The organism is Microcoleus sp. FACHB-SPT15 (assembly GCF_014849525.1).
Taxonomy (GTDB): domain Bacteria; phylum Cyanobacteriota; class Cyanobacteriia; order Cyanobacteriales; family Coleofasciculaceae; genus Symplocastrum; species Symplocastrum torsivum.
Genome location: NZ_JACJNU010000004.1, coordinates 25,925 through 49,784, shown reverse-complemented (window position 1 = coordinate 49,784; position 23,860 = coordinate 25,925). Strand labels below are relative to the sequence as shown.

Annotated in this window: 18 protein-coding genes and 3 pseudogenes; 10 read left to right on the top strand and 11 right to left on the bottom strand. The window is 48.2% G+C overall.

Annotated features, from left to right (window positions below):
* The first annotated feature begins 39 nt into the window (after positions 1-39).
* Positions 40-621 (top strand): serine O-acetyltransferase, encoded by a 582-nt coding sequence (locus tag H6F98_RS00745; RefSeq protein ID WP_192216761.1) that lies wholly within the window; start codon positions 40-42, stop codon positions 619-621.
* Positions 622-651: 30 nt separating this feature from the next.
* Here the strand turns inward: H6F98_RS00745 and H6F98_RS00740 are convergent.
* A pseudogene (locus tag H6F98_RS00740) lies at positions 652-889 on the bottom strand (zinc ribbon domain-containing protein); the annotation flags it as partial.
* A gap of 34 nt (positions 890-923) precedes the next feature.
* Positions 924-1,853 carry a glycosyltransferase gene (locus H6F98_RS00735; protein WP_192216760.1) on the bottom strand — a complete coding sequence of 310 codons (930 nt, stop codon included), beginning with the start codon at positions 1,851-1,853 and terminating at the stop codon, positions 924-926.
* 410 nt (positions 1,854-2,263) lie between these two features.
* Here H6F98_RS00735 and H6F98_RS00730 point away from each other — a divergent pair, with 410 nt between their 5' ends.
* From H6F98_RS00730 to H6F98_RS00695, 8 genes and pseudogenes are all read left to right on the top strand, one after another.
* Positions 2,264-2,584: a hypothetical protein gene (locus tag H6F98_RS00730; protein ID WP_206759628.1), complete on the top strand. Its 321-nt coding sequence runs from the start codon at positions 2,264-2,266 to the stop codon at positions 2,582-2,584.
* On the top strand, positions 2,581-3,126 hold the full coding sequence (gene rfbC, locus H6F98_RS00725; RefSeq protein WP_192216758.1) for a dTDP-4-dehydrorhamnose 3,5-epimerase: 546 nt from the start codon (positions 2,581-2,583) through the stop codon (positions 3,124-3,126). The genes H6F98_RS00730 and rfbC overlap by 4 nt, the downstream gene beginning before the upstream one ends.
* Positions 3,123-4,076, top strand: coding sequence for a dTDP-4-dehydrorhamnose reductase (gene rfbD / locus H6F98_RS00720; RefSeq protein WP_192216757.1), 954 nt, complete (start codon positions 3,123-3,125; stop codon positions 4,074-4,076). Before rfbC ends, rfbD begins: the two co-directional genes overlap by 4 nt.
* Positions 4,073-5,146 carry a glucose-1-phosphate thymidylyltransferase gene (locus tag H6F98_RS00715; protein WP_192216756.1) on the top strand — a complete coding sequence of 358 codons (1,074 nt, stop codon included), beginning with the start codon at positions 4,073-4,075 and terminating at the stop codon, positions 5,144-5,146. The genes rfbD and H6F98_RS00715 overlap by 4 nt, the downstream gene beginning before the upstream one ends.
* A 12-nt stretch (positions 5,147-5,158) precedes the next feature.
* The gene (gene rfbB / locus H6F98_RS00710) at positions 5,159-6,256 is read left to right on the top strand and encodes a dTDP-glucose 4,6-dehydratase (protein WP_192216755.1); all 1,098 of its coding nucleotides are present in this window, start codon (positions 5,159-5,161) and stop codon (positions 6,254-6,256) included.
* Between the two features lie 1,148 nt (positions 6,257-7,404).
* Positions 7,405-8,463: a glycosyltransferase gene (locus H6F98_RS00705; RefSeq protein ID WP_192216754.1), complete on the top strand. Its 1,059-nt coding sequence runs from the start codon at positions 7,405-7,407 to the stop codon at positions 8,461-8,463.
* An 89-nt stretch (positions 8,464-8,552) separates the two neighbouring features.
* Positions 8,553-9,563, top strand: coding sequence for a glycosyltransferase family 2 protein (locus H6F98_RS00700; RefSeq protein WP_192216790.1), 1,011 nt, complete (start codon positions 8,553-8,555; stop codon positions 9,561-9,563).
* 18 nt (positions 9,564-9,581) lie between these two features.
* Positions 9,582-9,710, top strand: a pseudogene (locus H6F98_RS00695) (2-C-methyl-D-erythritol 2,4-cyclodiphosphate synthase); the annotation flags it as partial.
* A 109-nt stretch (positions 9,711-9,819) separates the two neighbouring features.
* Here H6F98_RS00695 and H6F98_RS33195 read toward each other — a convergent pair.
* Together H6F98_RS33195 and H6F98_RS00685 are read right to left on the bottom strand one after the other, a co-directional pair.
* Positions 9,820-10,700 (bottom strand): annotated as a pseudogene (locus H6F98_RS33195) (IS5 family transposase).
* On the bottom strand, positions 10,631-11,578 hold the full coding sequence (locus H6F98_RS00685; protein WP_199348232.1) for a Tn3 family transposase: 948 nt from the start codon (positions 11,576-11,578) through the stop codon (positions 10,631-10,633). The pseudogene H6F98_RS33195 and the gene H6F98_RS00685 overlap by 70 nt, the downstream one beginning before the upstream one ends.
* On the opposite strand from H6F98_RS00685, the gene H6F98_RS00680 reads away from it, so the two are divergent.
* Positions 11,577-12,149: a tyrosine-type recombinase/integrase gene (locus H6F98_RS00680; protein ID WP_192216789.1), complete on the top strand. Its 573-nt coding sequence runs from the start codon at positions 11,577-11,579 to the stop codon at positions 12,147-12,149. The genes H6F98_RS00685 and H6F98_RS00680 overlap by 2 nt on opposite strands.
* 279 nt (positions 12,150-12,428) lie before the next feature.
* Here the strand turns inward: H6F98_RS00680 and H6F98_RS00675 are convergent, their stop codons facing one another.
* The 7 genes from H6F98_RS00675 to H6F98_RS00650 all read right to left on the bottom strand — a co-directional run bounded on the left by H6F98_RS00675 (position 12,429) and on the right by H6F98_RS00650 (position 23,860).
* Positions 12,429-13,190 carry a PPC domain-containing protein gene (locus H6F98_RS00675; protein ID WP_192216752.1) on the bottom strand — a complete coding sequence of 254 codons (762 nt, stop codon included), beginning with the start codon at positions 13,188-13,190 and terminating at the stop codon, positions 12,429-12,431.
* A gap of 496 nt (positions 13,191-13,686) precedes the next feature.
* Entirely contained in the window at positions 13,687-14,892 is a 1,206-nt protein-coding gene (locus H6F98_RS00670; protein ID WP_192216751.1) for a glycosyltransferase, read from the bottom strand.
* Positions 14,893-14,957: 65 nt separating this feature from the next.
* Complete coding sequence (locus tag H6F98_RS33865; protein WP_277927474.1) at positions 14,958-15,092, bottom strand: hypothetical protein; 135 nt, start codon at positions 15,090-15,092, stop codon at positions 14,958-14,960.
* Between the two features lie 102 nt (positions 15,093-15,194).
* Positions 15,195-16,160 carry a tyrosine-type recombinase/integrase gene (locus tag H6F98_RS00665; protein WP_192216750.1) on the bottom strand — a complete coding sequence of 322 codons (966 nt, stop codon included), beginning with the start codon at positions 16,158-16,160 and terminating at the stop codon, positions 15,195-15,197.
* A 47-nt stretch (positions 16,161-16,207) separates the two neighbouring features.
* Positions 16,208-16,792, bottom strand: a complete 585-nt coding sequence (locus tag H6F98_RS00660) for a chemotaxis protein CheW (protein WP_192216749.1) — start codon at positions 16,790-16,792, stop codon at positions 16,208-16,210.
* A 129-nt stretch (positions 16,793-16,921) separates the two neighbouring features.
* Positions 16,922-20,305, bottom strand: a complete 3,384-nt coding sequence (locus H6F98_RS00655) for a response regulator (protein ID WP_192216748.1) — start codon at positions 20,303-20,305, stop codon at positions 16,922-16,924.
* A gap of 99 nt (positions 20,306-20,404) precedes the next feature.
* Entirely contained in the window at positions 20,405-23,860 is a 3,456-nt protein-coding gene (locus H6F98_RS00650; protein WP_192216747.1) for a methyl-accepting chemotaxis protein, read from the bottom strand.

The window sequence follows — 23,860 nt, the reverse complement described above, 5'->3', positions numbered from 1 at the left end:
TGGATTCAAAAAAATACGCTGTTCAGCAAAAGACAGATTATGGTCACACAGCCAGACCTGATATCAAGTGTCAACGAACCCGAAACCCCCGCCTTGGGGCTTTGGCAACAAATTAAAGAAGACTGGATTGCTCATGGACGTGATTGGACTAGACCAGGATTTCGGGCAGTAGCGATTCAGCGCTTTGGTGTCTGGAGGATGAAGATCGAACCGAAGATACTGCGAGCGCCTTTTAGCATTCTCTACCGTGCCTTATTTCGCAAAGTCCGGAATAGCTATGGGATCGAACTGCCTTATACAGTTCAGCTTGGTCGCCGCGTAATTATTGAACATCAAAGTTGCATTGTTATTCATGGGGATTGTGTGATCGGCGACGATAGTATCATCCGTCAAGGGGTAACACTGGGAAACCGTTACCTAGATCGTCCCTTCGATGCGCCCAAATTGGGAGCGCGTGTCAACGTCGGTGCTGGGGCGAAAATCTTTGGCAATGTCACGATTGGAGATGATGCCAATATTGGTGCCAATGCTGTCGTTTTGTGTGATGTACCCGCCGGCGCAACAGCCGTTGGCTTGCCAGCGAAAGTCATCTCTCCTAAATCTGGGGACAAGACTAGCTGAACAATGCACTCTTTGTTGACACTCTCCGGGCTAAAGCCACGGAGATTCTTCGTTCATAGACTCGGCTTGCTCTGACAGGATTGCTCCAACCAGAGTAGAGGTCGAATCTCCCGAAGCGTTCGGGTCTGTGACCCAAGTTCCCACATGACCTGTGGTACTCAAGGCTAATTTCAGGATGTTGATTGGCATTCCAGTCTCTGTTTAAAACGAATCCACACTGACAAGCATGGGTTCTCATTGAGAGGGACTTTTTAACTACCGCACTACACTAGAAGGACGGGGCTTGAATCCCATTTTTTGGGTCAAAGTCCTGGGTGTGTCAATCCCGACGAGAAACGTTTAGTCAGCTTTGACAACAACTCAAGAGCATAGTTCACCAAGCCTTGGGGATAGTGCCGTAGCAGTAAAAACATCACCCGTGCCGCAGCAAGGAATCGCCCTGCTTTGATATGAGCGCCCATCCCATAGGGGAGATAAGGTCCAAAGAGATTCGGCCAGTGTTTTTTTCCAGTTCTGTAGGCGGCTTCGTAGTCCCTATTTCCCTTAATAAATTCCCACTGAGCATCAATCACCTTTAAGGTGGTTTCTACAATTCTGGGAATATTGGACGATAAGTTGTTATCGTGTCGGCGATATTCAACAATCACCTGATTGTGGCAATAAATTGGAAAGGCTCTAGCCACTCGTAGGTAGAATTCATAGTCCTCCGCTGGGTCAAAAGAGCGATCAAACTCACCGACTGATTCAAAAACAGCACGTCGAAACATCACAGTGGCAGGTGGAGAAAGAGACCTCCCAGACAGGATTAACTGATAATTAGCCGTTTCAATCCGCTCTTCGGGTGCCTCACTCAGGAGTGAACCGTCGGCTTTAATGCTTCTAGAAAACCCAAAAACAAAGCCACAATCCGGATGCTCATTCAGGCTGTTCACTCCGACTTCAATTGCTTTGGGCAAAAGGCGGTCATCGTGGTCGAGAAAAACCAGGTAATCCCCCTGACTTTTACTTAGCCCAGTATTGCGTGCGATAGACGCGCCTTGATTCTCCTGACGGATGTACCGGACACCTTGGTAACGAGCCGCTACCTCCCCTGTATTATCAGTTGAACCATCGTCCACCACAATAATTTCAAACGGTGGATAGGTCTGCGCTAAGACACTCTTGATCGCTTCTGGCAAAAACTGTGCTCCGTTATAGCAAGGAATTATGACTGAAACGATTTTTGTATTCATGAGTTGCTTGAACCCTGGTTTCGAGAGCTAGCTTAGCTTACAGAAAGCTAACCTGAAAGCCCACTGCTCAGTTTGATAAAACCTACTGCTTCTTAATACCTAAAATTTAACGTTCCCAGGTAATTAGGAGTTGGGGAGCTTGTGTTGTTCTCGATGTTGAACGACTGCTATAAGAATCAAGGGAAAGCCGATAAATCCTGACCTCGCTAACTACCGTTTGACCCTATCGGGTACAAGCGTAGGATGCGCGACGGAATTTTGCTCAAATTGCTGATAAAGTTTCTGTGAAAGCGCTGGCGTTCTATGTAACTTTTCTGTTATCAATGTGACGTACAATTGGAGCCGCCAAAAGGGTAGAGCTTTCAAACAGAGCATTGGAGCAGACACCTAAAACCAAGTTGCCTTCAGTCATGGGACTAGATACCCTCCAGGAGAAACCACGCTTCGCGCTATCTGTACAGCGTTTGGTTATCGCTTTTGGAGTCACGGCGAAGGTGCTACTCTCAACGAGACGACAAATTTCTCGTAGTGCCTATGACCACTGGAGTCGGAAAGCTCGTGATGGTAGTGGGAAATTGTCAGGGCATTATTGTGCAAAGCCAATGTGCTGTGCATCCTCATCAAGTTTTTTATCTAAATTCCAGCGCTGTTCCGGACGAGAATTTGACAACAATCTTTATAAAATGCTCAAGAGCGGTTATGTGCTGTCTGTCACGAGGAGACTAGGATGAACATCGTACCCACGGATATTCCTGAGGTTCTAATTATCGAACCCAGAGTCTTTGAAGATGATCGCGGTTTTTTCTTTGAAAGTTTCAACGAGAAAGCCTTTGCCGAGAAGACCGGAGTCACTAGCCATTTCGTCCAAGATAACCATTCCCGTTCTTCTCAAAATGTCCTGCGCGGCTTGCACTATCAGATTCAGCAGCCTCAGGGAAAATTGGTGCGTGTCGTTGTCGGGACGGTATTTGATGTCGCTGTGGACTTAAGAAAAAGCTCTCCGACGTTTGGTCAATGGGTTAGCTGCTTACTCAGCGCGGAAAATAAGCGATTGTTCTGGGTACCTCCAGGGTTTGCTCACGGCTTTTTAGTCCTCTCGGAGGCGGCCGAATTCTTGTACAAAACGACGGATTACTATGCGCCCCAGCATGAGCGGTGTGTGCTTTGGAATGACCCGGATTTAGCGATCGCGTGGCCCAGTGAGGCAGAACCCGTGTTATCGAAGAAAGACTCTTCGGGACAGCCATTCAAAACGGCTGAGGTGTTCTCATGAGTCGTATCTTACTAGTAGGCGCGACGGGACAACTTGGTCAAGAACTGCAACGTACCCTTCCTCCTTTGGGTGAAGTTATTGGGGTGGGGCGTAAGACGATGGATTTAGCCGATGCCAGCAGCATTCGCGAGGTTATCCGGGAAGCGAAGCCCAACTTAATTGTCAATGCGGCGGCTTATACGGCGGTTGACAAAGCCGAAACCGAGAAGGAACAGGCAAATTTAATTAATGCGATCGCTCCAACAATCATGGCCGAGGAAGCTCAAGCGCTTGGGGCTGACCTAATTCACGTTTCTACGGATTACGTGTTTGATGGTCAAAAAAATACCCCTTACACTGAGCAAGATGCGACTAATCCCGTCAGTGCCTACGGTCAATCAAAGCTCAAAGGGGAAGAGGGAATTCAGCAGCAAAGCGATCGCTATATTATCCTTAGAACCGCTTGGGTCTATGGCTCTTATGGTCAAAGTAACTTCGTCAAAACGATGCTGAGGCTTTTTGCCGAGCGTGACGAGATTCGTGTTGTTGCAGATCAGGTGGGGACTCCCACTTGGGCGGGTGATATTGCACGGGCAATTACAACTCTAGGGCAACACTTGAGCCAAGAACCCGGTAAAGACACAAACGCAACTCAGGAGGCAACCGCGCCGATTAACCACGACTCCACGCTTACAGGTATCTATCACTTTACCAATAGTGGCGTTGCGAGCTGGTACGACTTTGCCGTTGCCATTTTTGAGGAGGCAAAACAACTTGGCTTCCCGTTAAAGGTGCAGCGGATTGTACCAATCACCACGTCGGACTATCCAACGCCAGCTAAACGTCCAGCTTATTCTGTCCTCTCTGGCACGAAGCTCAAAGCCCTTGTGGGAGACTATCCCCCCCATTGGCGACAAGCACTCAGGCTCATGCTTGACGAATTTTACTCCTATACTCACCAAAGCAAATGAAAGCAATCATTCTCTCCGGCGGTAAAGGGACACGTTTACGCCCTCTGACTTATACAGGGGCAAAACAACTGGTTCCTGTTGCAAATAAACCCATTTTGTGGTACGGAATCGAATCCATTGTAGCGGCGGGGATTACGGAGATTGGGATTATCATCAGCCCAGAAACCGGGGACGAGGTAAAAGCGAAGACGGGCCAGGGCGATCGCTTTGGAGCGAATATTACTTATATTCGTCAAGACCAGCCTGCGGGACTGGCTCACGCGGTTAAAATTGCTCAGCCTTTCTTGGGGGACTCTCCTTTTGTGATGTATCTAGGGGATAACCTGATTCAAAGCGACTTGAGCCTATTTTTGGATCACTTTAAAGCCCAGAAACTGGATGCTTTAACAATCCTCAAGTCCGTTGCCAATCCTAGTGCTTTTGGTGTTGCCAAAGTCGATGAGGATGGGCGAGTGTTGCAACTGGTGGAAAAGCCTAAGGTTCCTCCCTCGAATCTTGCCCTGGTTGGCATTTACTTTTTCGACCGCATTATCCACGACGCGATCGCTCAGATTCAACCCTCTGCCAGGGGAGAACTCGAAATTACTGATGCGATTCAATTTTTGATTGACGCTTCCAAAAAAGTAGAAGCGCGTCAACTCGAAGGTTGGTGGCTGGATACTGGGAAAAAAGATGATCTGCTCGAAGCCAATCGCATCATTCTCGACACCTGTCTAACTTCTTCTGTTGAAGGCGATGTTGACGAAAAGAGTCAGGTGATTGGGCGAGTGCAGATTGGTCGTGGTTCTAAAATCGTTAATTGCACGATTCGTGGTCCCGTGACGATTGGCAGCAATTGCCACCTAGAAAACTGCTTTATTGGTCCTTACAGTAGTATTGCTGACTCCGCAACGCTGATTGATGCGGACTTGGAGCATAGTGTGCTTTTACAGGGGGCCCAAGTCGTGGGCATTCACCAGCGGATTGTGGATAGTGTGATTGGACAACGCGCCCATCTTAAGGTTGCCCCACAACGCCCTAAGGCTTTGCGTTTCCTCATTGGTGACGACTGTCAAATTGAGCTTGCCTAATTGATTAAAACGATGACCTATTCTGAACAAGAACAGTCTTTATCTAGAGAACCTCGCCTAATTTTGATTACGGGCGGGGCAGGATTTATTGGCTCGAACTTTGTCCATCACTGGTGTCAGCACTACCCAGAAGATCGAGTGGTTGTGCTTGATGCTCTAACTTATGCTGGAAACCGCTCGACTCTGGCTGATTTAGAAGGAACTGCGAATTTTCGGTTTGTCCAGGGAGACATTTGCGATCGCCCTTTAGTCGAATCCCTACTCCGCGAAGAATCTATCAACACCGTCGCTCACTTTGCTGCTGAATCCCACGTTGACCGCTCAATCTTAGGGCCAGATGCGTTTATTCGCACGAATGTCGTCGGCACGTTTACCTTGTTAGAAAGCTTTCGGCATCACTGGGAAAGTCGAGGACGAAAAGAAACTGACCGCTTCCTCCATGTTTCAACGGATGAAGTCTATGGCAGCCTTGGTCCGGATGACCATCCATTTACAGAAACCACGCCTTACGCTCCCAATAGCCCCTACTCCGCGTCGAAAGCGGGCAGCGACCATCTCGCTCGCGCCTACTATCATACCTATGGTGTCCCGACCATAATCACCAATTGCTCGAATAACTATGGTCCCTACCATTTCCCGGAGAAGTTGATTCCTTTAATGTGTATCAACATCCTGCTCGGCAAATCGCTGCCTGTCTACGGGGATGGACAGAATATTCGGGATTGGCTGTATGTCGGAGACCATTGCAGTGCGCTAGATGTCGTCATCCACCGAGGTCAACCGGGCGAAACTTATAACGTTGGTGGGAATAACGAAGTCAAGAATATTGACCTCGTTAATATGTTGTGCGAACTGATGAATGAGTTAGCGCCTCACCTCCCAGTCCGTCCAGCACAAAAGCTGATTACCTATGTCAAAGACCGTCCTGGTCACGACCGTCGCTATGCGATCGACGCGACCAAGATTAAAACTGAACTGGGTTGGACTCCTGCTGAGACGGTAGAAGGCGGACTCCGGCGCACGATTGAGTGGTACCTGACGCACCAAGATTGGTGGCAGCCTTTGCTCTCCGAGGAGTATCAAGCCTACTATCGGCAAGTGTATGCCTAGAGCCTAAGAGCCTCCCGTAAGACTAGACGAGACGATATCCCTCTTCTGTCACTCTCCGAAAACTTTTGCCATTGCTGAATTCTAGAACTAACCTATGGTAGGCGATCGCAAACTTTTTCTTCATAGAAATTGCTTAGAGTAGGGCAATTGCCAAAATTAGATGGGCAAACGCTGTATTCCCTAATGTACCTCCTTTGTAGAAAATATTAATAATAGGAAAAACCGGAGAGTGACAGAAGAGGGATATAACGTTTCTCAGTTAAATGAGGTACAGTTCAAGGCTGCTTTCACAAGCGCTACTTGTCAGGAAAACAAAAAAGCTGATGGCTGATAGCTGAGGGCTAACTGCTATAGAACAAGAGAGCTTTTCTTCGTAAACGTTTCCTCTGTTCAATAATCCAAAATGTTCTTATAACGGATTGTCTTACGACTAGTAATGGGACTCGCACTTAAATAACCTACCAATCGCTAAAGAATAATATCCATAGATAAAACCCATTTAGGTGGGATATTATTTTGATGCGAGTCCCTAATCTAATATCGGTTTTGGCTAATGGCTAATCGTTAAGGAATGCAGACAATTAAGCAGGTAGTATAAACCTACAGCACTGTGGTAATAAGGTTTTCTTCCCATAGGCTGTAAGCGGCTAAAATTGCACAATCAATACAGAATGCGATCGGGTAATGATACCGAGTGGCATTCAAAGATACTAGACCTGTACGTTGGGGAGATGGGGCGAAAGAGAAAGTACTACACTTGCCGCAACTTGGTATGAGGTTCTCTTGCTGTAATGGTGTTCTCTATAGCAAGTGAGTCTAAAGCCAAAACCCAGAGACTTGTACTTCAATTTAATGCCAGCCTAGCTCAATCGAAATAGGGGCTAGGAACTAGGAAAAAGAGAGATTTTCATAGGTGCTGTTGTAGTCCGTTCATGATGACTACTTAGCAGTTAGTCATTAGTATATGTGACATTCCCCAGATCAAATGCTATAACGTGGTTTCAACCTTCATAGCGTAATACTCCCAGCCTCTTGTATCGGCTGGACTGCTATCTGCAACCTTTCACTATAACGCTTGCGTGAGTACGAAAGTCATTGCCCTGAACTCTGTGGGCTGAATTTCTATATTTCCCCATCTCCTGATAATTATGAATCTCTTTGTCTTGTCGGAACTTCAGTTTGTCAAAAATCATGTCGGGTGGTTAGCTAGTTACGATCTTGAGCAGGTTATAGCCAACACCTGCAACGCTACGTTTATCTACCCAGAATCTAATGATAAAATCCGATTTTTAAAGCGTTACAGGCATCGAATATTTAACTCGTGGTTTAAGACAAAAGATTTACCAACGTTAGGTGAAGGACCTAATATTCTTTTAGTAGTCGGAATAAATTACTATTCCTTACAGATGATGGCTTCCCTAGGTTCTCTCGTCAAAAAGTTTGACCTGCGCTTGGCGTATTTATTTGATATCTATGAACCGCGTTATCTTGACAGAAAACTTGTTCCAGAGTTTGATTACTTATTCTTTCCTGTCGCTGAGATTGCTGACCAAGTTAGAGAAGTTTTTTCTGTAAATGCGGGCTTTTTACCTCATGCCGTGAATGCGCTAGACTATGGTTCAAACCATCCCCATCGCTGTATCGATGTTATCAGCTATGGAAGAGGAAATCCGGACTTACATATCTCCTTACAAAAACATTTTAATCAAACAGAGAGTGAGCGAATTTATTTTCATTCCACTTTCTCACGTCCCCAAGTAAATAGTTACAAAGAACATAAAACATTATTGGCAAAATTATTAGGTAAATCCAAAATAAGCTTGTGCTTTGAAGCCAGCAAAGAGGAACGTTTTAAAGGGTATTCTCCTCTTCTAACTCGTTGGCTTGAGGGATTTGCTGCTGGTTGTACGATTGTCGGAAGAAAACCCTTTGGGAAGAATGTGGCTGATTTAATCAACTGGGAAAACAGCACAATCGAAATACCAGACAATCCAGTAGAATGGATTCCCTTTTTTGAAGCGTTGTTAGATGATAACGAGATGCTTCTAGCAAATTCTCAAAGGAATTATCGCGAATGTCTTTTGAGACATGATTGGCGCTATCGGATAAGGGATATGTTTCAGACGGTGGATTTACCGATTCCCGCTCATCTTGAGGATGAAATTGTACAATTGAAGCGGAAAGCTGAAGGAGGATTAACTAGCTAAACACGAAAAACTGCTAAAGTTTCCCAGGTAGAAAAACGTTGCCACACAAGCCACCTAAAATATCTCGTACATATTAGCTATCTATGTCTTTGAAACAAGTTGGATTGGTTGCTATTGGACGAAATGAAGGCAAACGCCTACACCAGTGTTTGCTTTCAGTGCTTGGAAAGGTAGCACATGTTGTCTATGTCGATTCTGGCTCGACTGATGGCAGTATTGAGTTAGCGCGATCGCTTGGCGTGGATGTGGTAGAACTAGACCTATCGACACCGTTTACTGCCGCTCGTGGTCGAAATGCTGGATTCCACCGTCTGCTGCAAGCCAATCCCCAGATTGAATTTGTTCAATTTGTTGATGGCGACTGCGAGGTGGTAGAGGGATGGCTAGAGCGTGCGTTACATGAACTCGAATCCCAGTTCAACGTAGCTGTAGTGTGTGGTCGGCGGCGCGAACGATTTCCTGAACAGTCTATTTACAACCGCTTGTGTGACATTGAGTGGGATACCCCCGTTGGTGAGGCGACGGCGTGTGGTGGGGACTCTATGATGCGCGTTGAAGCCTTCCAGCAAGTCGGGGGATTTAATCCCACGCTGATTGCTGGAGAGGAACCCGAACTGTGTGTGCGGCTGCGCCAAAAAGGTTGGAAGATTTTTCGCCTTGATGCGGAGATGACCTTGCATGACGCGCAAATGACACGGTTTGGTCAGTGGTGGAAACGTTCTCTCCGCGCTGGTCATGCCTACGCGGAGGGAGCCTGGTTACATGGACGTGAACCGGAACGCCATTGGGTTAAGGAAAGCCGCAGTATTTGGTTGTGGGGGTTGTTTATCCCGTTCTTGGCAATAGCGCTTGCCTTGCCAACAAGAGGTTTGAGTCTTTTGCTGTTGCTTGGCTTCCCACTGCTGAGCTATCGCATCTATCGTTACATGCAGCCGCGAGGTTTTGAGTCAAAGGACACCGCACTTTACGCCCTATCTTGTATGCTGGGCAAATTTCCCCAAGTACAGGGACAACTCAAGTTTCACCTCAACCGCTTGCTGAAGCGACGTAACGTCTTGGTTGAGTACAAGAGTGCTACGCCAGTAGACAGCGCTAGTTAGGAGAATCTGCCAAAACGCCTAAGCACAACTTTAGAGTTAAAACCAGACCAAATCGGCATCAAAGTAACCACAAATGAAAAGTTAGGACTAGTGGGGCGAGAAGAGGGAATCGCTGCCTATGCTGTCACCTTACTAATGAGCAACTAAACTCGCTCATGTTCCCGCCCCAGTGCTGCAAAATAGTTCAATAGACCTCTTGCAAAAGTCGTCGCTGGGGTACTATGGGGTCTGAACAAAAGCGATCGCTAGCCATCAATCATAATTTCTCCTTATCCCTACGTTCGCTGAGTCGAAGTTCGTAATTGTACAGCCCAGCTATCAGATTAAACCTTAAACCAAATCTTTTTCGGCGATTTCTATAACGGTCAGCTAAAATTCTAAATATTTTCAGTCTTCGGTTAATATGTTCTCCAATTACTCGGTTTCTAGCTAACTCCCTATTTCTCTTTTTATCTGAGGAACTTAACTCTCCTTTTCTTGGCTTCTTTTTGGGGACTTGACTGTTGGCATGAATTTTTTGAATTCCCTGATATCCTTTGTCTGCCAAACATTCAATAGTTTGGCTTAAGGGAATTTTGCTCTGCTTAAACAAGCGGAAATCATGCATTTTTCCCTTGCCATGCGCTGTACAAATAATTTCTCCAGTGACTTGATTCACTATAACTTGAGACTTAAGGGTATGATTTTTCTTCTTGCCACTATAGAATTGATTTTGTTTTTTTTAGGACGTTCAATAGGGCTTTCTGTCACATCAATGACAACGCTATTGATTAAAGAGTCTGATTGATAAAGACATTTCTTTCCTGGTAGAGTAAAAATTCTTGCCTCACTTAAAACTTTTTCAATTTTTTGAATAATCCGACAAGCAGTAGATTCTGTTACTCCCCAAGATTGACCTATATGAAAATAGGTTCGATATTCTCTCCAGTACTCTAAGGTCATCAAAACTTGGTCTTCCAGACAGATTTTCCCAGGTCGTCCAGCTTTCTTTTTTTGTTGACTATGTTGGTGAACTATTTCCACCATCTGGCTTAGTTTTAGCAACGGAAAAATTTTGGTCGTTAAGGCTAAAAACCCGGCTGGCGTAGCTCTCGGAGTTGTTGCTTCTTGCCCACATTGTCTCGATTGAAGTGATATCGTCCGTAAACATTAATGTGAGCATGGCGAGTAGGCCAGATGTGTTTGAGCTCTTCATCCCCTGGAAACTGCTCCTCCTTCTTCAGTTGCTGAACAACCTTTTCGATATAAACCGTGTTCCAGACAATCACTGCATTCGTTACCAGATTCAGACAACCAACCTGATTATGGAGTTGCTCGTCCTGCTGTTCTCGAATTTCTCCTTGGTTGGCATAACACAGGTGAGAGCGAAGACTATGAAGCGCTTCACCTTTATTGATCTGTCGATTCAGCCTCCGGCGATGGGTTTTCTCGGCGTACCAGCGCAGAATGTGAATCGTTTTAATCAACCTGCCATACTCTTGGAGTGCCCGTGTTAACGGATGTTGTCGCGGGAAGGCTTGCAATTTCTGGACAATAAGCGAAGCTGTGACCCACCCCATTTTGAGTGACCCTGCCAGTCGTAACATTTCATCCCAGTGCTTGAGAATGCGTTCAGTATTAATGACACCTGGCAAATGGCTCTTGAGATTTGGGTACTTCTCCAGATTGACTGAACTGGTGCGATAGAGCTGCTGATCCGCTAAATCGCGAATGCGAGGAGAAAACTGTAAACCGAGCAAATCGAACAGAGCAAAGATTAACTCGGTATAGCCGGCAGTGTCAGTGGTATGCTCCAGAATCGGCAGTTCCGTTTCATTGTTGAGGATTTCGTCAAGGACGTAAGTTGCGTCTCTAACAGTCGTTGGAACAGCTTTAGAACCGTATTGGGAGAATTGATCACTGGTCCAGCTATAGAAGGTAATTCCTTTTCCATAACCGAAGTAGCGCGGCAATGCCCGTCCCTGACGAACAGACCCTTTCACTGGAAATCGTTGCCCATCTGACGAAGACAGCATTCCTCCTCGCCATGTCCCCAATAGTCAAAAGCGACCTCGCGAGTACCTCACTCCGAAGGAAGTGGAAGAACTGATGAAGGTTGCCAGAACTTATGGTCGATATGGACATCGGGATGCCACGATGATTCTCCTGGCTTATCGGCACGGTTTACGGGTATCTGAACTGTGTTCATTACGATGGAATCAAGTTGATCTTGATACGGGATTGCTGCACGTCAGACGGTTGAAGCATGGTATTCCCAGTGTCCATCCCTTACACGCTCCAGAACTACGAGCTTTGCGGAAGTTGCAACGAGAGTCTGTTGCGTCCCCCTATCTATTCGTTACGGAACGGGGCAGCCCAATGACCACTGCTGGATTTCGTAAGTTGCTCAGCCGTATCGGCAGTCATTCATCTCTTACGTTCCCAGTCCATCCCCATATGCTGCGGCATGGTTGTGGGTACAAGCTGGTCAATGACGGGCACGACACGCGATCTATTCAGCATTATCTGGGGCACAAGAACATTCAGCATACGGTGCGCTACACAGAATTATCTCCAGGCTGTTTCAGCGACTTCTGGCAGGACTGAATTCCTTAACGACCAAAATTTTTCCGTTGCTAAAACTAAGCCCATCTGCTTAAAAGTTTCTAGCCGGACGCCACAAAAGCGCTTAAATTCTGCTGGCTTGAGATGTTTAGCTCGTTCGTATTTCATCAGTTTCCCTTATGAATCTGTCGTGGTGAGCGCAGAAAACGGGTGAGCGATCGCCTAATTTCAGACCTCATATTACCCCAGCGACGACTTTTGCAAGAGGTCTAATGACCTTGATGCCTTCTAGTTGTCGTTACTCCGAGTTTGAGCAGCTCCTTAAATCCAAGAAGAAGCCGCTACCTGCAACTCATAGGACGTATCACCACTATATTGATAGACCTGGACGTAAAATGTATTGCCACCATGCAGGCTAAAAGAAATATTTTCATCTGTGATACCACCACTGTTTGAAGCAAAGAGCGATTGCGATTCACCAGCATCAACAATGTCATTGTTGTTGGAGTCCTGAATTAAGCGGATGTCCGCATCATTGCTCAAACCAGTGAGGGTAATATCAACGTTGCTGTAAGAATCCAGAGTGAATTGATAGACATCAGCCGTATCCGTATCACCTACCCAGCCGTAGTACGTCAGCGCGTCCCCATGAAATAAGGTACCGCCATCAACCTCAGTAGGCAGAAGATTTGGGGGTTGTGTCTGTGTATCCAACGGAGCGTCTGTGGTGGCAGATATGTCAAGTTCGTAGTCTAAACTACCAGAACTGTAACGATGAACTTGGGCAAAATAAGTCCCTGCCTCCCCTAAGTAGTTAATTGAGTCATCGCTGTTGCTGCCGGAAGTAGAACTTTGAACCTGTTGGTCAATACCAGTATCAAACACGCCATTCCCGTTAGTGTCTTGATACAGATAAAGATCGGCATCATCACCAGCGGTAATGTTATGGAGGTTCAGATTGATGCTACTGGTTCCATCAATGTTGAAGGTGTAGACATCATCAGTGTAAAAATCATCTAGATAAGTGCTGTTGCTGTAGGGAATGTCTGTTAAATCGCCAACAGAGTAGTTATAAGTAGTCATATTTTTTGTTTCTTCAGGTGTAGAACCTGGTTTCGTTGCCTTCTACCTATAAATCAGGTCAAAAAGATAGTTTTATGCAAAATTCTAAGTATTAATTTATGTAAATAAATACATAATTACTAATTGTTTTGACAGAGTAACAATCAGATTCTGGCTCAATCTAGAGTGAGTAGGCTTGCATCTGTTGACCGCTGGCAACTGCCGGATGTGGGCGATCACATTCCTCATCTCCCTTGAGTGCTGATGTTTGATAGCTGATCTGTATGGGCTAGCGCGGAAGCGCTAGCTCCAAGCTACCCTCTTCCACATGGGCATCACCAACAATCCGCGCTGCTCTCTATCCCGGCAAAAGAGTTGAGTGTGATCGCTAGAGAGCTAACCTGTCCTAAAAGGCGATCAGAAAAGAGCAATTGTACCCTGACTTTTGCTTTGTGATTGTACAACCGGACTTGATAGAACTCCCCCTTTTTTGGCTAGCTGTTCTACGCAAGGCTCGTTAAGATTCTGGAGCCTCGACGGGGTCGCGTTCGGTTCTAATCCACTTGGTCTGAGGGCGTACTAGAAACGCGAAATAGAGGGGAACTTTCCAAAGAATATAGGCGGGTACACCCAAAAGCGCCATGAGCGGTAAGTCGGCTCTACCAAACTTAAGCCAAGCCCCAACAATCGCCGTGAACAGGAGAAGTCCCTCGATTGCGAGAACAATCGCGGGAAGCCATGAAGCTCCCAATACTCCGGCTAACGCAGCAATTGCCATGAACGCTACCCACATGAGGACTAGCAGTGAAATTGGCGGGATGCTTAAGTCTAAGGCGATCGCAAACAAATCAAAACGTCTTTGATGAATTGACTCTTTGAGTAGTTGAGGGACTTGTGTCAGCAGTGTCTGCAAATGACCATGCTCCCATCGCACTCGTTGCCCTTCTGCTGCTTGCTTCTGTTGCGGAAGACGCCCAATCACCTTCGCCTCTGAACAAAATACGGGTGCATGTCCAGCCAGCGCCAGATCGATCGCTAATTGCATATCTTCGACAATATTTCCACTCGCAAGCGGGGCCGACGCAATCACTCGCCAAGGGAAAGCCATTGCCGTACCGTATAACAAGCAGGGCAGCCCCAGTCGCTCTAATCCACTGGGACGGACTAAGTTCTTGACCATGAACGCCAGCGCTGAAACCGCATCCTTTGGTCCTGGGTTAGCGGGTTGTTCCATCAGGTAGGTTGTCTGGACAGGTCGCCCAAACGCCTTCGCGAGTCGGGCAACCTGATCGATTACGCCTTCATGAACAATACAGTCGGCATCCGCCATCACAACGACATCGGGTGGGTCGGCTTCGATGAAGCGCAAACCATAGTCTAAGGCGTACCCTTTTCCCTTTTGTTCATGATTAATTCGTTCGATTACGGTTGCGCCAGAGGTACGAGCGATCGCTGCTGTTTCATCACTGCAATTATCGGCAATAACAATAAGCCGATCTTGGCTTGTCAGCTGTGGTAGTAAGGTCTCCAGGGTTGCCCCAATCCCTGAGGCTTCATTGTGAGCTGGAACTAAAACAGCAACCCTAGGTCGGGGTTCCCCTGCCGCCTTAGTCTCGCGTCGCCCTGGCAAGAAGGCGGCACAGCTTTCAATAAAAAAAACCGAGATGGGAATGAGTAGGAGAAGCGCGATTATAAACAGGACAATATCAATAAATAGGCTCACGGGTTGCTCGTGCGAGAGAATAAATGAAAGGTGCTTGGTAGCCAGTCAATCTTGCAGATTGCCTTTCACCACGTTAGCCCTTGATTTTGGCAAACTGCAAGATTAAAGAAGTAAGCGATCGCTAAAAGAGACTCAACTTTTTCTCTTACAGAAGCGGTGGCGTGGAAGCCATCCCTTCTGGGTACATTCAGAAACGCCACGCCACAATTAGTAGTTAATAGTTAGTGGTTAGTGTTTTTTGGAAGCAAGGGCTTTAGCTCAGAAAAACGAGATGAACTCCTGACTCCTCCCCTACTTCTTTGTCAAAGCATTTCTGCTAGCAAGTCTGTTATTTCCAACTGCCACTTTTGCCGATTGTCGTCGTAAATCATTAACGTATCTAACTGGGAATGACGACTCAGTTTTTGCACCTTGCGTACATTCCCATTCGTCGCATCTAGTGCGGCGGTAATGCTAGAGTGTCTAATTCTGTGGGGACTCATGGGTTTAGTTATCCCCGCCTTTAGGCAAGTCTGTTTGACTATCCACGCGATCGCTGAACCCGTCAAACGATGCCCAAAGTTAACAGAGTCTAAGGCAATAAATAGTGGGGCTTCTTCTGAGGCTTCCCCACGATTCTCTAGCCATTCTAGTAAAGCGGCTGTCGTCGGTCGGCTCAAGTCTATAATTTCTGCTTGCGTTCCTTTCCCCTTACCATAGATTTTAAGTGTTCTGGCTTCCGGGTCAAAATTCTTGATATTGGCATTCGATACTTCACCTCGACGTAAGGCGTTATCCCACAAAAGCCGCAAGAGGGCAAAATCCCTTTTCCCCTTCAAGGTTTCTCTGTCTAGAACCGCTAGAACTTGACGGTATGCCTCGCGGCTAATTCCTGTCGTGTCTCTGTAGGGCTTAACCTTCTCGTTACGGATTGAGAGTGTCCAACCACACTGTCCGGCTTCATAAGCATAGTTAACCAGTGCCCGGATAGCGGCTAATCGTCTGTTTACAGTCGCCTCAGACAAACCCCGCTCAATCATTTTGGCTTTATAGTCCAAGACAACGCTTTTCGCTTCAAGTCTTTCCAGTCTTAGGAAAGCGGCAACCATTTCGGGAGTCGGTTCACAGCCCGTTGTCGTCCGAAAGAAATCTTTTAGATCTTTGGCATAGGCTTTTTGAGTATGAGGGCTGCGCTTATCTGCCAGCAGTCTCTCTACGAGTGATGACGTCGATGAAGGTGGGAAATCGAGTCGAGTAGCGGAGTCGGGCACTGGTGCGATCGCACTCATAAACGTTTGGGATAATCAATCTTTCCGCAAACAACTTACCACGAACTCTACCCCCTCTCTTGGGCGAATGTGGTTCCCGGTAAAGCCTGTTGAGGCTCAACAAGCTTTTCTGGGTTGAGCAAAAATAGAGGCGGTTCATCATTATTTTGAAGAATCAGCGCACTGACACATCGAATATTCCCCTCTGCCATATAGGTTGACGTTAAGGGAGTAAATGCCGACTCCGGTACACGTTGCAACGAAGGTGGTGAATCAATCGGTAACCCTACCAGTTTCCCTTGAGGGCTTTGGACAATCAGCAGGAAGCCTGCGCTCGTCATGTCCGGCTGTTCTTCTTGCCCTTTATGAGGAAGCGCTTGGTCCGTTGCGGGCAAATACGAGCTTGGTGCGCTCCGAAAAATTCGATGATAACCGTCAATAACGAGTAATTCTTGATCTTGATACAGTGTCAGTCCCACAGAGAAAGCGCCCTCTCGACCTCCATAAATATTACCCATAGGAATAACTTTATGTACGCAACGAATTGGCAGGGCAAACCCTTCATTATGAAGGCGAAAAACAATTAGTTGTTGGGTAGCTTCGGCTTTGCGATTGCTAGCTCGTCGGGAGGTAAGTGGAGAAAAAACAGCCATAATTTTACCGAAACATCACGGGTTTAAAGCCCCGTCAGCCAATGACTAATGACCAATGACCAAGAAAAAGCATTCAGCCTTCGTAGCCAGAGGAGTGCAATACGAAGCGAAGCCCTCTCTCGGTCGCCATTATGTCGGGCGTGGGGAATAGCTCACTCTGGACGTAATGAGTTGCTTCATCGTTCGTAATAACTCCCGCTCATTGTAAGGCTTAGAAAAATAGGCGGCAGCCCCCAAAGTCATTGCTAGTTGGCGATGCTTTTCCCCACTGCGACTCGTTAGCATCGCAATTGGTAATTGCTCGTATGCTGGGTCGGATTTGATTCGAGCCAAAAAGCCATAACCATCGAGACGAGGCATCTCAATGTCACAAATAACGGCTGAAACCTGCAATCCACCGAGCAGTTTTTCAACCGCATCTTGACCATCTTTAGCCTGTTCCACCAAATACCCGGCTTTTTCTAAAGCCAAGGCTAAAAATCGGCGGACATTAATCGAGTCATCAACAACGAGAATGCTGTCTTTTTGCGAGTGCGGCAGAGGAGTTGCGGGTGGGTTATCTGCTCCATCTCGTGACTCCTTGAGCGCCAAAGGATTTGGCGACGACGACACACGAGCTGACTCGTCAATCACGAGCGTACTCGTGGACGCAGCCTCTTGAGCAACCCAGCGCAGCAGCGCATTGGCATCAACAAGTGGAACAACTTTACCATCGCCAAGAATTGTACAACTGGCGAAGCCAGGAGGCATTGTCAGTGTGCCTTCAACTTTGCGGATAGCCACCTCCCGTTCACCCCAACAGCGTTCGCAGACGAGCGCGTGCAAGCAGTCTCCTTGACTCACCATTAGCACCGTTGGCACACTAATCGTGGGCACGCCTTCTGGTGTTGCAACACCTTTGCGTGGGCAGTAAAATGTTAGCCACGAGCTAAGCCTTGTCAAAGGAACCATCTCCCCTTCCCAGTTGAGAACTTCGTTCCCAGGAGTGGTCAACACCTGGTCGGGATTTAGTAAGAGCATCTCCTCGATCGCATCCGTGGGAAAGGCAAGCAGCATTCCATTACTTTCCACAAGCAAGACTCTCGCCACTGAAAGCGTGTATGGCACCGTGAGCGTAAAGGTTGTTCCTCGCCCAGGCTGAGTATCCACACGGATGTCACCACGGATAGATTTAAGGTTGTTGCGAACCACATCCATCCCCACGCCTCGACCCGAAAGGGCAGTGACTTGGTCGGCGGTGCTAAAACCGGGTTCAAAAATCAGTGAGAGCAATTCATCCTCACTTGCAGCAGCGAGTAACCCCGCATCCAAGCCCATCGCTTCCGCTCTCGCCCGGATTTTGTTGAGATTGATACCATTCCCATCATCACTGACCGTAATAATCGTTTGGTTACCCCGGTGCGCCGCTTTAATTTCAATTACCCCTTGAGCGGGTTTTCCTTGAGATGAGCGAGTGGCAGGGTCTTCAATCCCGTGGTCGAAGGCATTACGCACCAGATGCATCAAGGGGTCACTAAGCGCCTCCAAGATGCTGCGATCAATCAGAGTCCCCTTCCCTAAAACTTTGAGTTCGGCTTGTTTTCCGTACTCCAACGAAAGATCTCGCAAGGCTCTGGAAAATCGCCCCACTAACTCAGACAAGGGGCGCATCCGTAGCCGTGTGAGGTTGGTTTGTAGCTGCTTGGCGGTTTGGTTTAATTCCCGCGCCGTTTGATCGGTTTCCTCAAGACTCAGTCCAATATCACTCGTGACTTCTTGAACCTGGACGATGGTTTCCATCACTTCCATCGACAGCAGATGTAGATCGTTGTACCGATCCATTTCTAAGGCATCAAAGCCGCTGTTAAGATGCAGCGCACTCTCGCCAAGTCCAGGACGACCAGCCGTGCTGTCACCAGCATCGAAGGCATCAAAGTAACTGCTATAACGAACCTTGGGTGGTGACCCCCCTCCGCTCAACGGGGCGCTTGTCGTCACCAGCGACGGCTGACGGACAGTGGGGATAGCGCTATGAGTCGTAACGGTATCGTAAGCCGTTCGGATGCGACTATTCGACTGCTCCAGGTTGCTAACGCGACGGCTAAGGTTTTCCATCAAATTCCGTAACCGTGCCAGGTGCAAGCTGAGTCCGTTACGTTCGATGGTGAGTTCCCCAAATAGATCGTTGAGTCGATCGAGTTGCCGGACGGGAATACGAACCGTGTTTTCCTGAGTTTCTTTGGGTTGCGCTCTCTTACCAGAGTTGGGTTGACTCGATTGCCAGTTGAAGTCGTCTAAGGAGACTTCACGCTTATCCGCTTGGACTTCTCGTGAAAGAGAGGCACTCGTTTGGGCAGCCGTTGCTTGTTCGTCAAACACCTCATCCGTCGAACTCTCTTCTGTTGACAGCTTTAGAGGAGCGATTGGGGTAACGCTATCGGTTGCTTTATAGTGCTGGACTTGGGCGGCGGGGCTAAAGATGTCGAAGTCAACGGCAAATACGTCGTCGAACGCCGGTTCTTCTACCACCTCGGTAGGGGTGGAGAAATCGATTTGGACATCGGGAGAAACCTGAGCAGTTGCCTCTTGCCAAACCACTGGTTCGTCAAACAACTCCTCTTCGATGAGTGAGGGGTGCTGGACTTGGGCGGCGGGGCTAAAGATGTCGAAGTCAACGGCAAATACGTCGTCGAACGCCGGTTCTTCCACCATCTCTGTTTCCATGGGGAGGGTGGAGTGAGGGTGAGCCAAGGAAGGCGCTTCTAACTTGATGTCAAGCGCCGTCGGCAAGCTACCCACTTGACCGACTAGTACCAACGCTTGCGATCGCCTCCAAGCGGAGAGCGAAACTTGAGCGATTTCTCTGATCTGATCTGGGGCCGCCTCCAGATGAGAGAGAATCGATTCACACAGTTGTGTAAACGCCTCTAGCTGGAGCATTTCGCCCAATCCCCCCAGCTCTTGCGCCATAATTGAGAGTTCTTCCTCTAAGCAAGGCGCTTGCGGGTCGGCGATAACCGACTCTAGGCGATTTAAACATCCCTCAACTTCCGTTTCAAACAGCAACGCCGCGACATTGGTGCCGTCATCTGACCCCAACATCGTGCTGGCATCGTCGGCAACGGGGTCACCGAGGCGTTCATGCAGCTTGTCAAAAACTGGGTTCCCAACTGTAGCCAGCCACTGTTCATCAACATCCGCCCCTTGGCGGTTCAGAGTCAGCACCTGGCGCAAGCGATCCATTCCTGAAAGCAGCAAGCTTTCGAGTTCTGCATCAATAGAAATAGAGTTTCTCTGTTGCTTGAGGACTTTGAAGGAATCTTCCATACGGTGAGCCAGTTGACTCAACGTCACAAACCCCATCATCCCTGCCCCCCCTTTGACCGAATGCGCCGCTCGCAAGACAGCATCCATTTGGTGCCCATCAATGTGGCTCGATTCCAAGCCGAGGAGTACTGATTCTATTGTGTCTAGGTACTCCTGTGCTTCTTCAAGAAACTGGAGCTGAATTTCACGTTCCTTGTCTTGTGACATATTCGTTACTTGTTGTTTGTCGTTTGTTGTTCCTTTTCTGTTGGAGAGTTGTCTGTTGTTTGCGTCTTGAACAAATAACAAATAACCAACAACAAATAACTAATCGCCAACTTTGAACGTACCCACAGAGGCTTGTAATTGAGCCGCAATCCCGACCGTCTCTTGCAGAGAGCCAGAAACTTGTCGGGTAGAATGGCTCGTGCGTTCAGAGACGAGCGCAATCTCCTTCATCAACTCCGTTACGGCTTGAGAGGTTTCGACCTGAGACACCGTCGCACTCGAAATTGACTGCACCAAAACGTCGATTTGGCGGGACACATCCAAAATCTGACTCAGACTCTGCTTGGCATCCTCCACCAGATGGGTTCCTTCCACCACCTGTGTTGTACCAAGTTCCATCGCCTCGACCACTTCTGATGTTTCTTGTTGGATGTTTTCCACAATCTTTTCAATTTCTTTGGTCGCTGCCGCCGAACGCGCTGCTAGTTCGCCAACTTCTTCCGCAACCACCGCAAACCCTTGACCTTCTTCACCAGCACGCGCCGCCTCAATCCCGGCGTTAATCGCCAACAAGTTTGTTTGCAGCGCGATTTGGTTAATCAAGGACACCACCTTGGAAATCTGCTGGGATGATTCACCCAGACGCTTGACCTTTTTCGCGGTCTCAGCTACCGTTTCCCTCAACTTGAGAATATTTTGCACGGAGCGGTCCATTGCCTGCCCACCTACTTCAGCGGTAGAGGAGGCTGTGCGAGCCACGACCGCCGCTTGCCGAGCGTTCTCAGCTACCTCTTGAATCGAACGGGTCATTTGCTCAACCGAGTCCAGGGTACGGGTCGTATCCTCGGCTTGCTTGAGCGCTTCGGAGGAAAGTTGGCGAATTGCTCCTTCGTTTTCTCCTAGTGAAGTGTTAACCTGAGTCGCCGCTGTTTTCACTTGGGTAACAATTCCACGCAGACTTTCAATAACGGCGTTGAAGAAGTCTGCCACCGTGCCAATTTCCCCGACCGTTACATCCGCCCGCACCGTCAGGTCACCACGGGCTGCTCCTTCCACGTCACTCAGCAGTTCCAAAAGCTGGAGTTGGAGGGCTTCTTTTTCATGACGTTGCTCTTCTGAAATCAGTTCAGCGACAATCCGGGCTTGTTCTCGCTGCTCAAGCGCCGCCGCTTGGTCGAGCGCAAAGCCAAGTTGAATCGCTACCTGCTTGAAGAAGTTAATGTCCGCTTCCTGCCAGGGTCGCGTGCTGGAACACTGGTGGGTCACCAATAGACCTAGTAACCTCCCCTCGGCAAGAATTGGGGCAACCAAATTCGCCTTGACTTTGAAGGGTTCTAGTTGACCTAGGTAACACTTGGTTAAGCCAGCGTCGTAAATGTTCTCTGTTGCTTTGACCCGACCGCGCTTGTACTTTTCAACATATTGCTCGGCAAAACAGGGGTCAGCAATGTTTGCTCCCAACGCTTTGGGCCAACCGTTCGCTACTGATTCGGCGACGATAGTTCCTTGCCAGTCTTCGTCAAAGAGGTAGACAACCGCACGGTCAGTTTTCAGGGTTTCCCGGATGCCTGTAATCGCGGTATGGTAAATTTCTTCGACGTTGAGGGATTCCCGAACGCGAGAGATAATTTCATTGAGTTGTTGGGCGCGTTTGGCTTCGGCTTCTTTCTGCGCGGCGAAACTCACACCCGTTAAAGACACTCCGACTTGAGTCGCTAACTGAGTTAGGTAATTAATTTCTGACTCCTGCCACTCGTGAGTGCGAGAACACTGATGCGCCACCATTAAGCCCAAGAGGTTGTCGGCAGCGATGATGGGCACAACTAAGTTGGCTTTGACTTGTAGTCGGTTCAACAACTGCAAGTGCGCTGGGGAATAATTGGTTGCCCGGACATCGCTGGTAGGAACAATTCGCCCTTGTTTGTACTCTTCGAGGAGTTTTCCTGGAATACAAGGGTCGCTGATACGGTCTGCCAGTGCCCGTGGCCAACCGGGGTCAACCGCTTCGGCAACGATGCTGCCGCTCAAGTCGGGTTCAAAGCCATAAATTACTACTCGATCCACGTTCAGGTGCTTTTGGGCATCTTGAACGGCTTGGTCGAAGAGAAATTGGCTGTCGCCTCTGGTGGCGGCGTTGACCGTGTCAGCATAGGTCTGGATTTTCTCGCTTTGGGCGGCTTGTTGCTGTAGGAGGTCTTTGACCCGGACGACAAGGTTATTAAAGCTTTGAGCCAGTGTCTGGGTTTCGGCAGAACCATTTGGTTGGGCGCTTACATCCAAATTTCCGGCAGCAACCTGCTCTGCCGCACCAGCCAACTGATTTAAAGGCTCTGATAACCGACGGGCTAAAAGCCAAAGAATTGCTGTCGTCACACCTGCAAGTCCGAGGAAAATCAGTCCTGAGATGAGCGCCGCCTCCCTCCCAGTTGCACCAATTTCAGCCGTGTCAATTGAACTCACCACCACCCAGTTTGTATTCGGAACCGTCGCGAGGGCGTAACGGGCCCTCTCGTGGACAAATGAGGTAGAGGATGTGCCCCCATCCGAAGTCTGGGTGGTGATGGAGTTTTTAATTAAATCGGCTGCTTTCTGGGCGACAACTTCACCACCCAGCACGGCTTGGGTGGTAGAGGTTCCCTGAGACGTGAGGGTCTTGATAACAATCGCCTTGCTATCATCTCCAAAGGCTAGGATTTGTAGTTGTTCGGATTCGCTCCTTTCTGTCTCTTCCAAGGCATCCAACACAAAATCAAAGCGGGTAGCAGGCAGTATGCCTTTAACAACACCGAGGAATTCGCCTGAGGCGGGGTCTGTGATTGGCTGGGATATATCCACACCAACGGTGTTCGAGGATTTATCAATTTGAGGCTCAACGACTTGCTTATCTCCCTTTTTGCCCCGTTGCCACCAGGCTTCATCGTTCTGAACAAAGTCAGAGGTGGGGTTGCTGTAAGCAACGTTGAACCCATGTTTGTCGGTAAAAAATATTTCGGCAAATTTTCCCGTTTCTGCTGTTCTTTTCAAATAATCATTGAGTGCCTGATTGAGCTTTATGAGCTTGTTGGTCGAAAACGCCTGTTCGATTTGGTCAATCGGTCGTTGTGGGAGTCCACTGGCTTGGGCGGCTTGGCCACTAGCGCGCGCAGCATCGATGACTAAAGGATTGGTTGCCACAGTCGCCGGAATTGTTGCCGACTCCTCTAACACGTTACGAGAAACATCCCTCGCTAGCTGCGCTTTACTTTGCAATAACTCTTCGGCGTGCTGTTGGCTGCGTTGGGCAGCAATGTTATAGCTCACTAATCCGGCAAGTCCCAAGGGGATTAGGACTACAGGAAGAATTGTCGTCAACAACTGAGTGCGTAGGGAGGGGTTTGGCTTCGGGGGTGGAGTATGAGAATCGGGAAGAACAATGACTGGCCTCTTTGTGGCTTCATTGCTCATGGATTTCGTCGAGGCTGTGTGCGTGTAGCTGTTTCGGACTACGCCATTTTGATAGATATTATCTGGAATTTTGTTATTGCCACTGCTGGCTGTATCGAATTGCTTAACCAT

Excerpts from the sequence above, each read along its gene's own strand:
- H6F98_RS00745 (WP_192216761.1), top strand. The coding sequence starts at position 40 with ATGGTCACACAGCCAGACCTGATATCAAGTGTCAACGAACCCGAAACC.
- H6F98_RS00735 (WP_192216760.1), bottom strand. The coding sequence starts at position 1,853 with ATGAATACAAAAATCGTTTCAGTCATAATTCCTTGCTATAACGGAGCA.
- H6F98_RS00730 (WP_206759628.1), top strand. The coding sequence starts at position 2,264 with ATGGGACTAGATACCCTCCAGGAGAAACCACGCTTCGCGCTATCTGTA.
- rfbC (WP_192216758.1), top strand. The coding sequence starts at position 2,581 with ATGAACATCGTACCCACGGATATTCCTGAGGTTCTAATTATCGAACCC.
- rfbD (WP_192216757.1), top strand. The coding sequence starts at position 3,123 with ATGAGTCGTATCTTACTAGTAGGCGCGACGGGACAACTTGGTCAAGAA.
- H6F98_RS00715 (WP_192216756.1), top strand. The coding sequence starts at position 4,073 with ATGAAAGCAATCATTCTCTCCGGCGGTAAAGGGACACGTTTACGCCCT.
- rfbB (WP_192216755.1), top strand. The coding sequence starts at position 5,159 with ATGACCTATTCTGAACAAGAACAGTCTTTATCTAGAGAACCTCGCCTA.
- H6F98_RS00705 (WP_192216754.1), top strand. The coding sequence starts at position 7,405 with ATGAATCTCTTTGTCTTGTCGGAACTTCAGTTTGTCAAAAATCATGTC.
- H6F98_RS00685 (WP_199348232.1), bottom strand. The coding sequence starts at position 11,578 with ATGCTGTCTTCGTCAGATGGGCAACGATTTCCAGTGAAAGGGTCTGTT.
- H6F98_RS00675 (WP_192216752.1), bottom strand. The coding sequence starts at position 13,190 with ATGACTACTTATAACTACTCTGTTGGCGATTTAACAGACATTCCCTAC.
- H6F98_RS00665 (WP_192216750.1), bottom strand. The coding sequence starts at position 16,160 with ATGAGTGCGATCGCACCAGTGCCCGACTCCGCTACTCGACTCGATTTC.
- H6F98_RS00660 (WP_192216749.1), bottom strand. The coding sequence starts at position 16,792 with ATGGCTGTTTTTTCTCCACTTACCTCCCGACGAGCTAGCAATCGCAAA.
- H6F98_RS00655 (WP_192216748.1), bottom strand. The coding sequence starts at position 20,305 with ATGTCACAAGACAAGGAACGTGAAATTCAGCTCCAGTTTCTTGAAGAA.
- H6F98_RS00650 (WP_192216747.1), bottom strand. The coding sequence starts at position 23,860 with ATGGTTAAGCAATTCGATACAGCCAGCAGTGGCAATAACAAAATTCCA.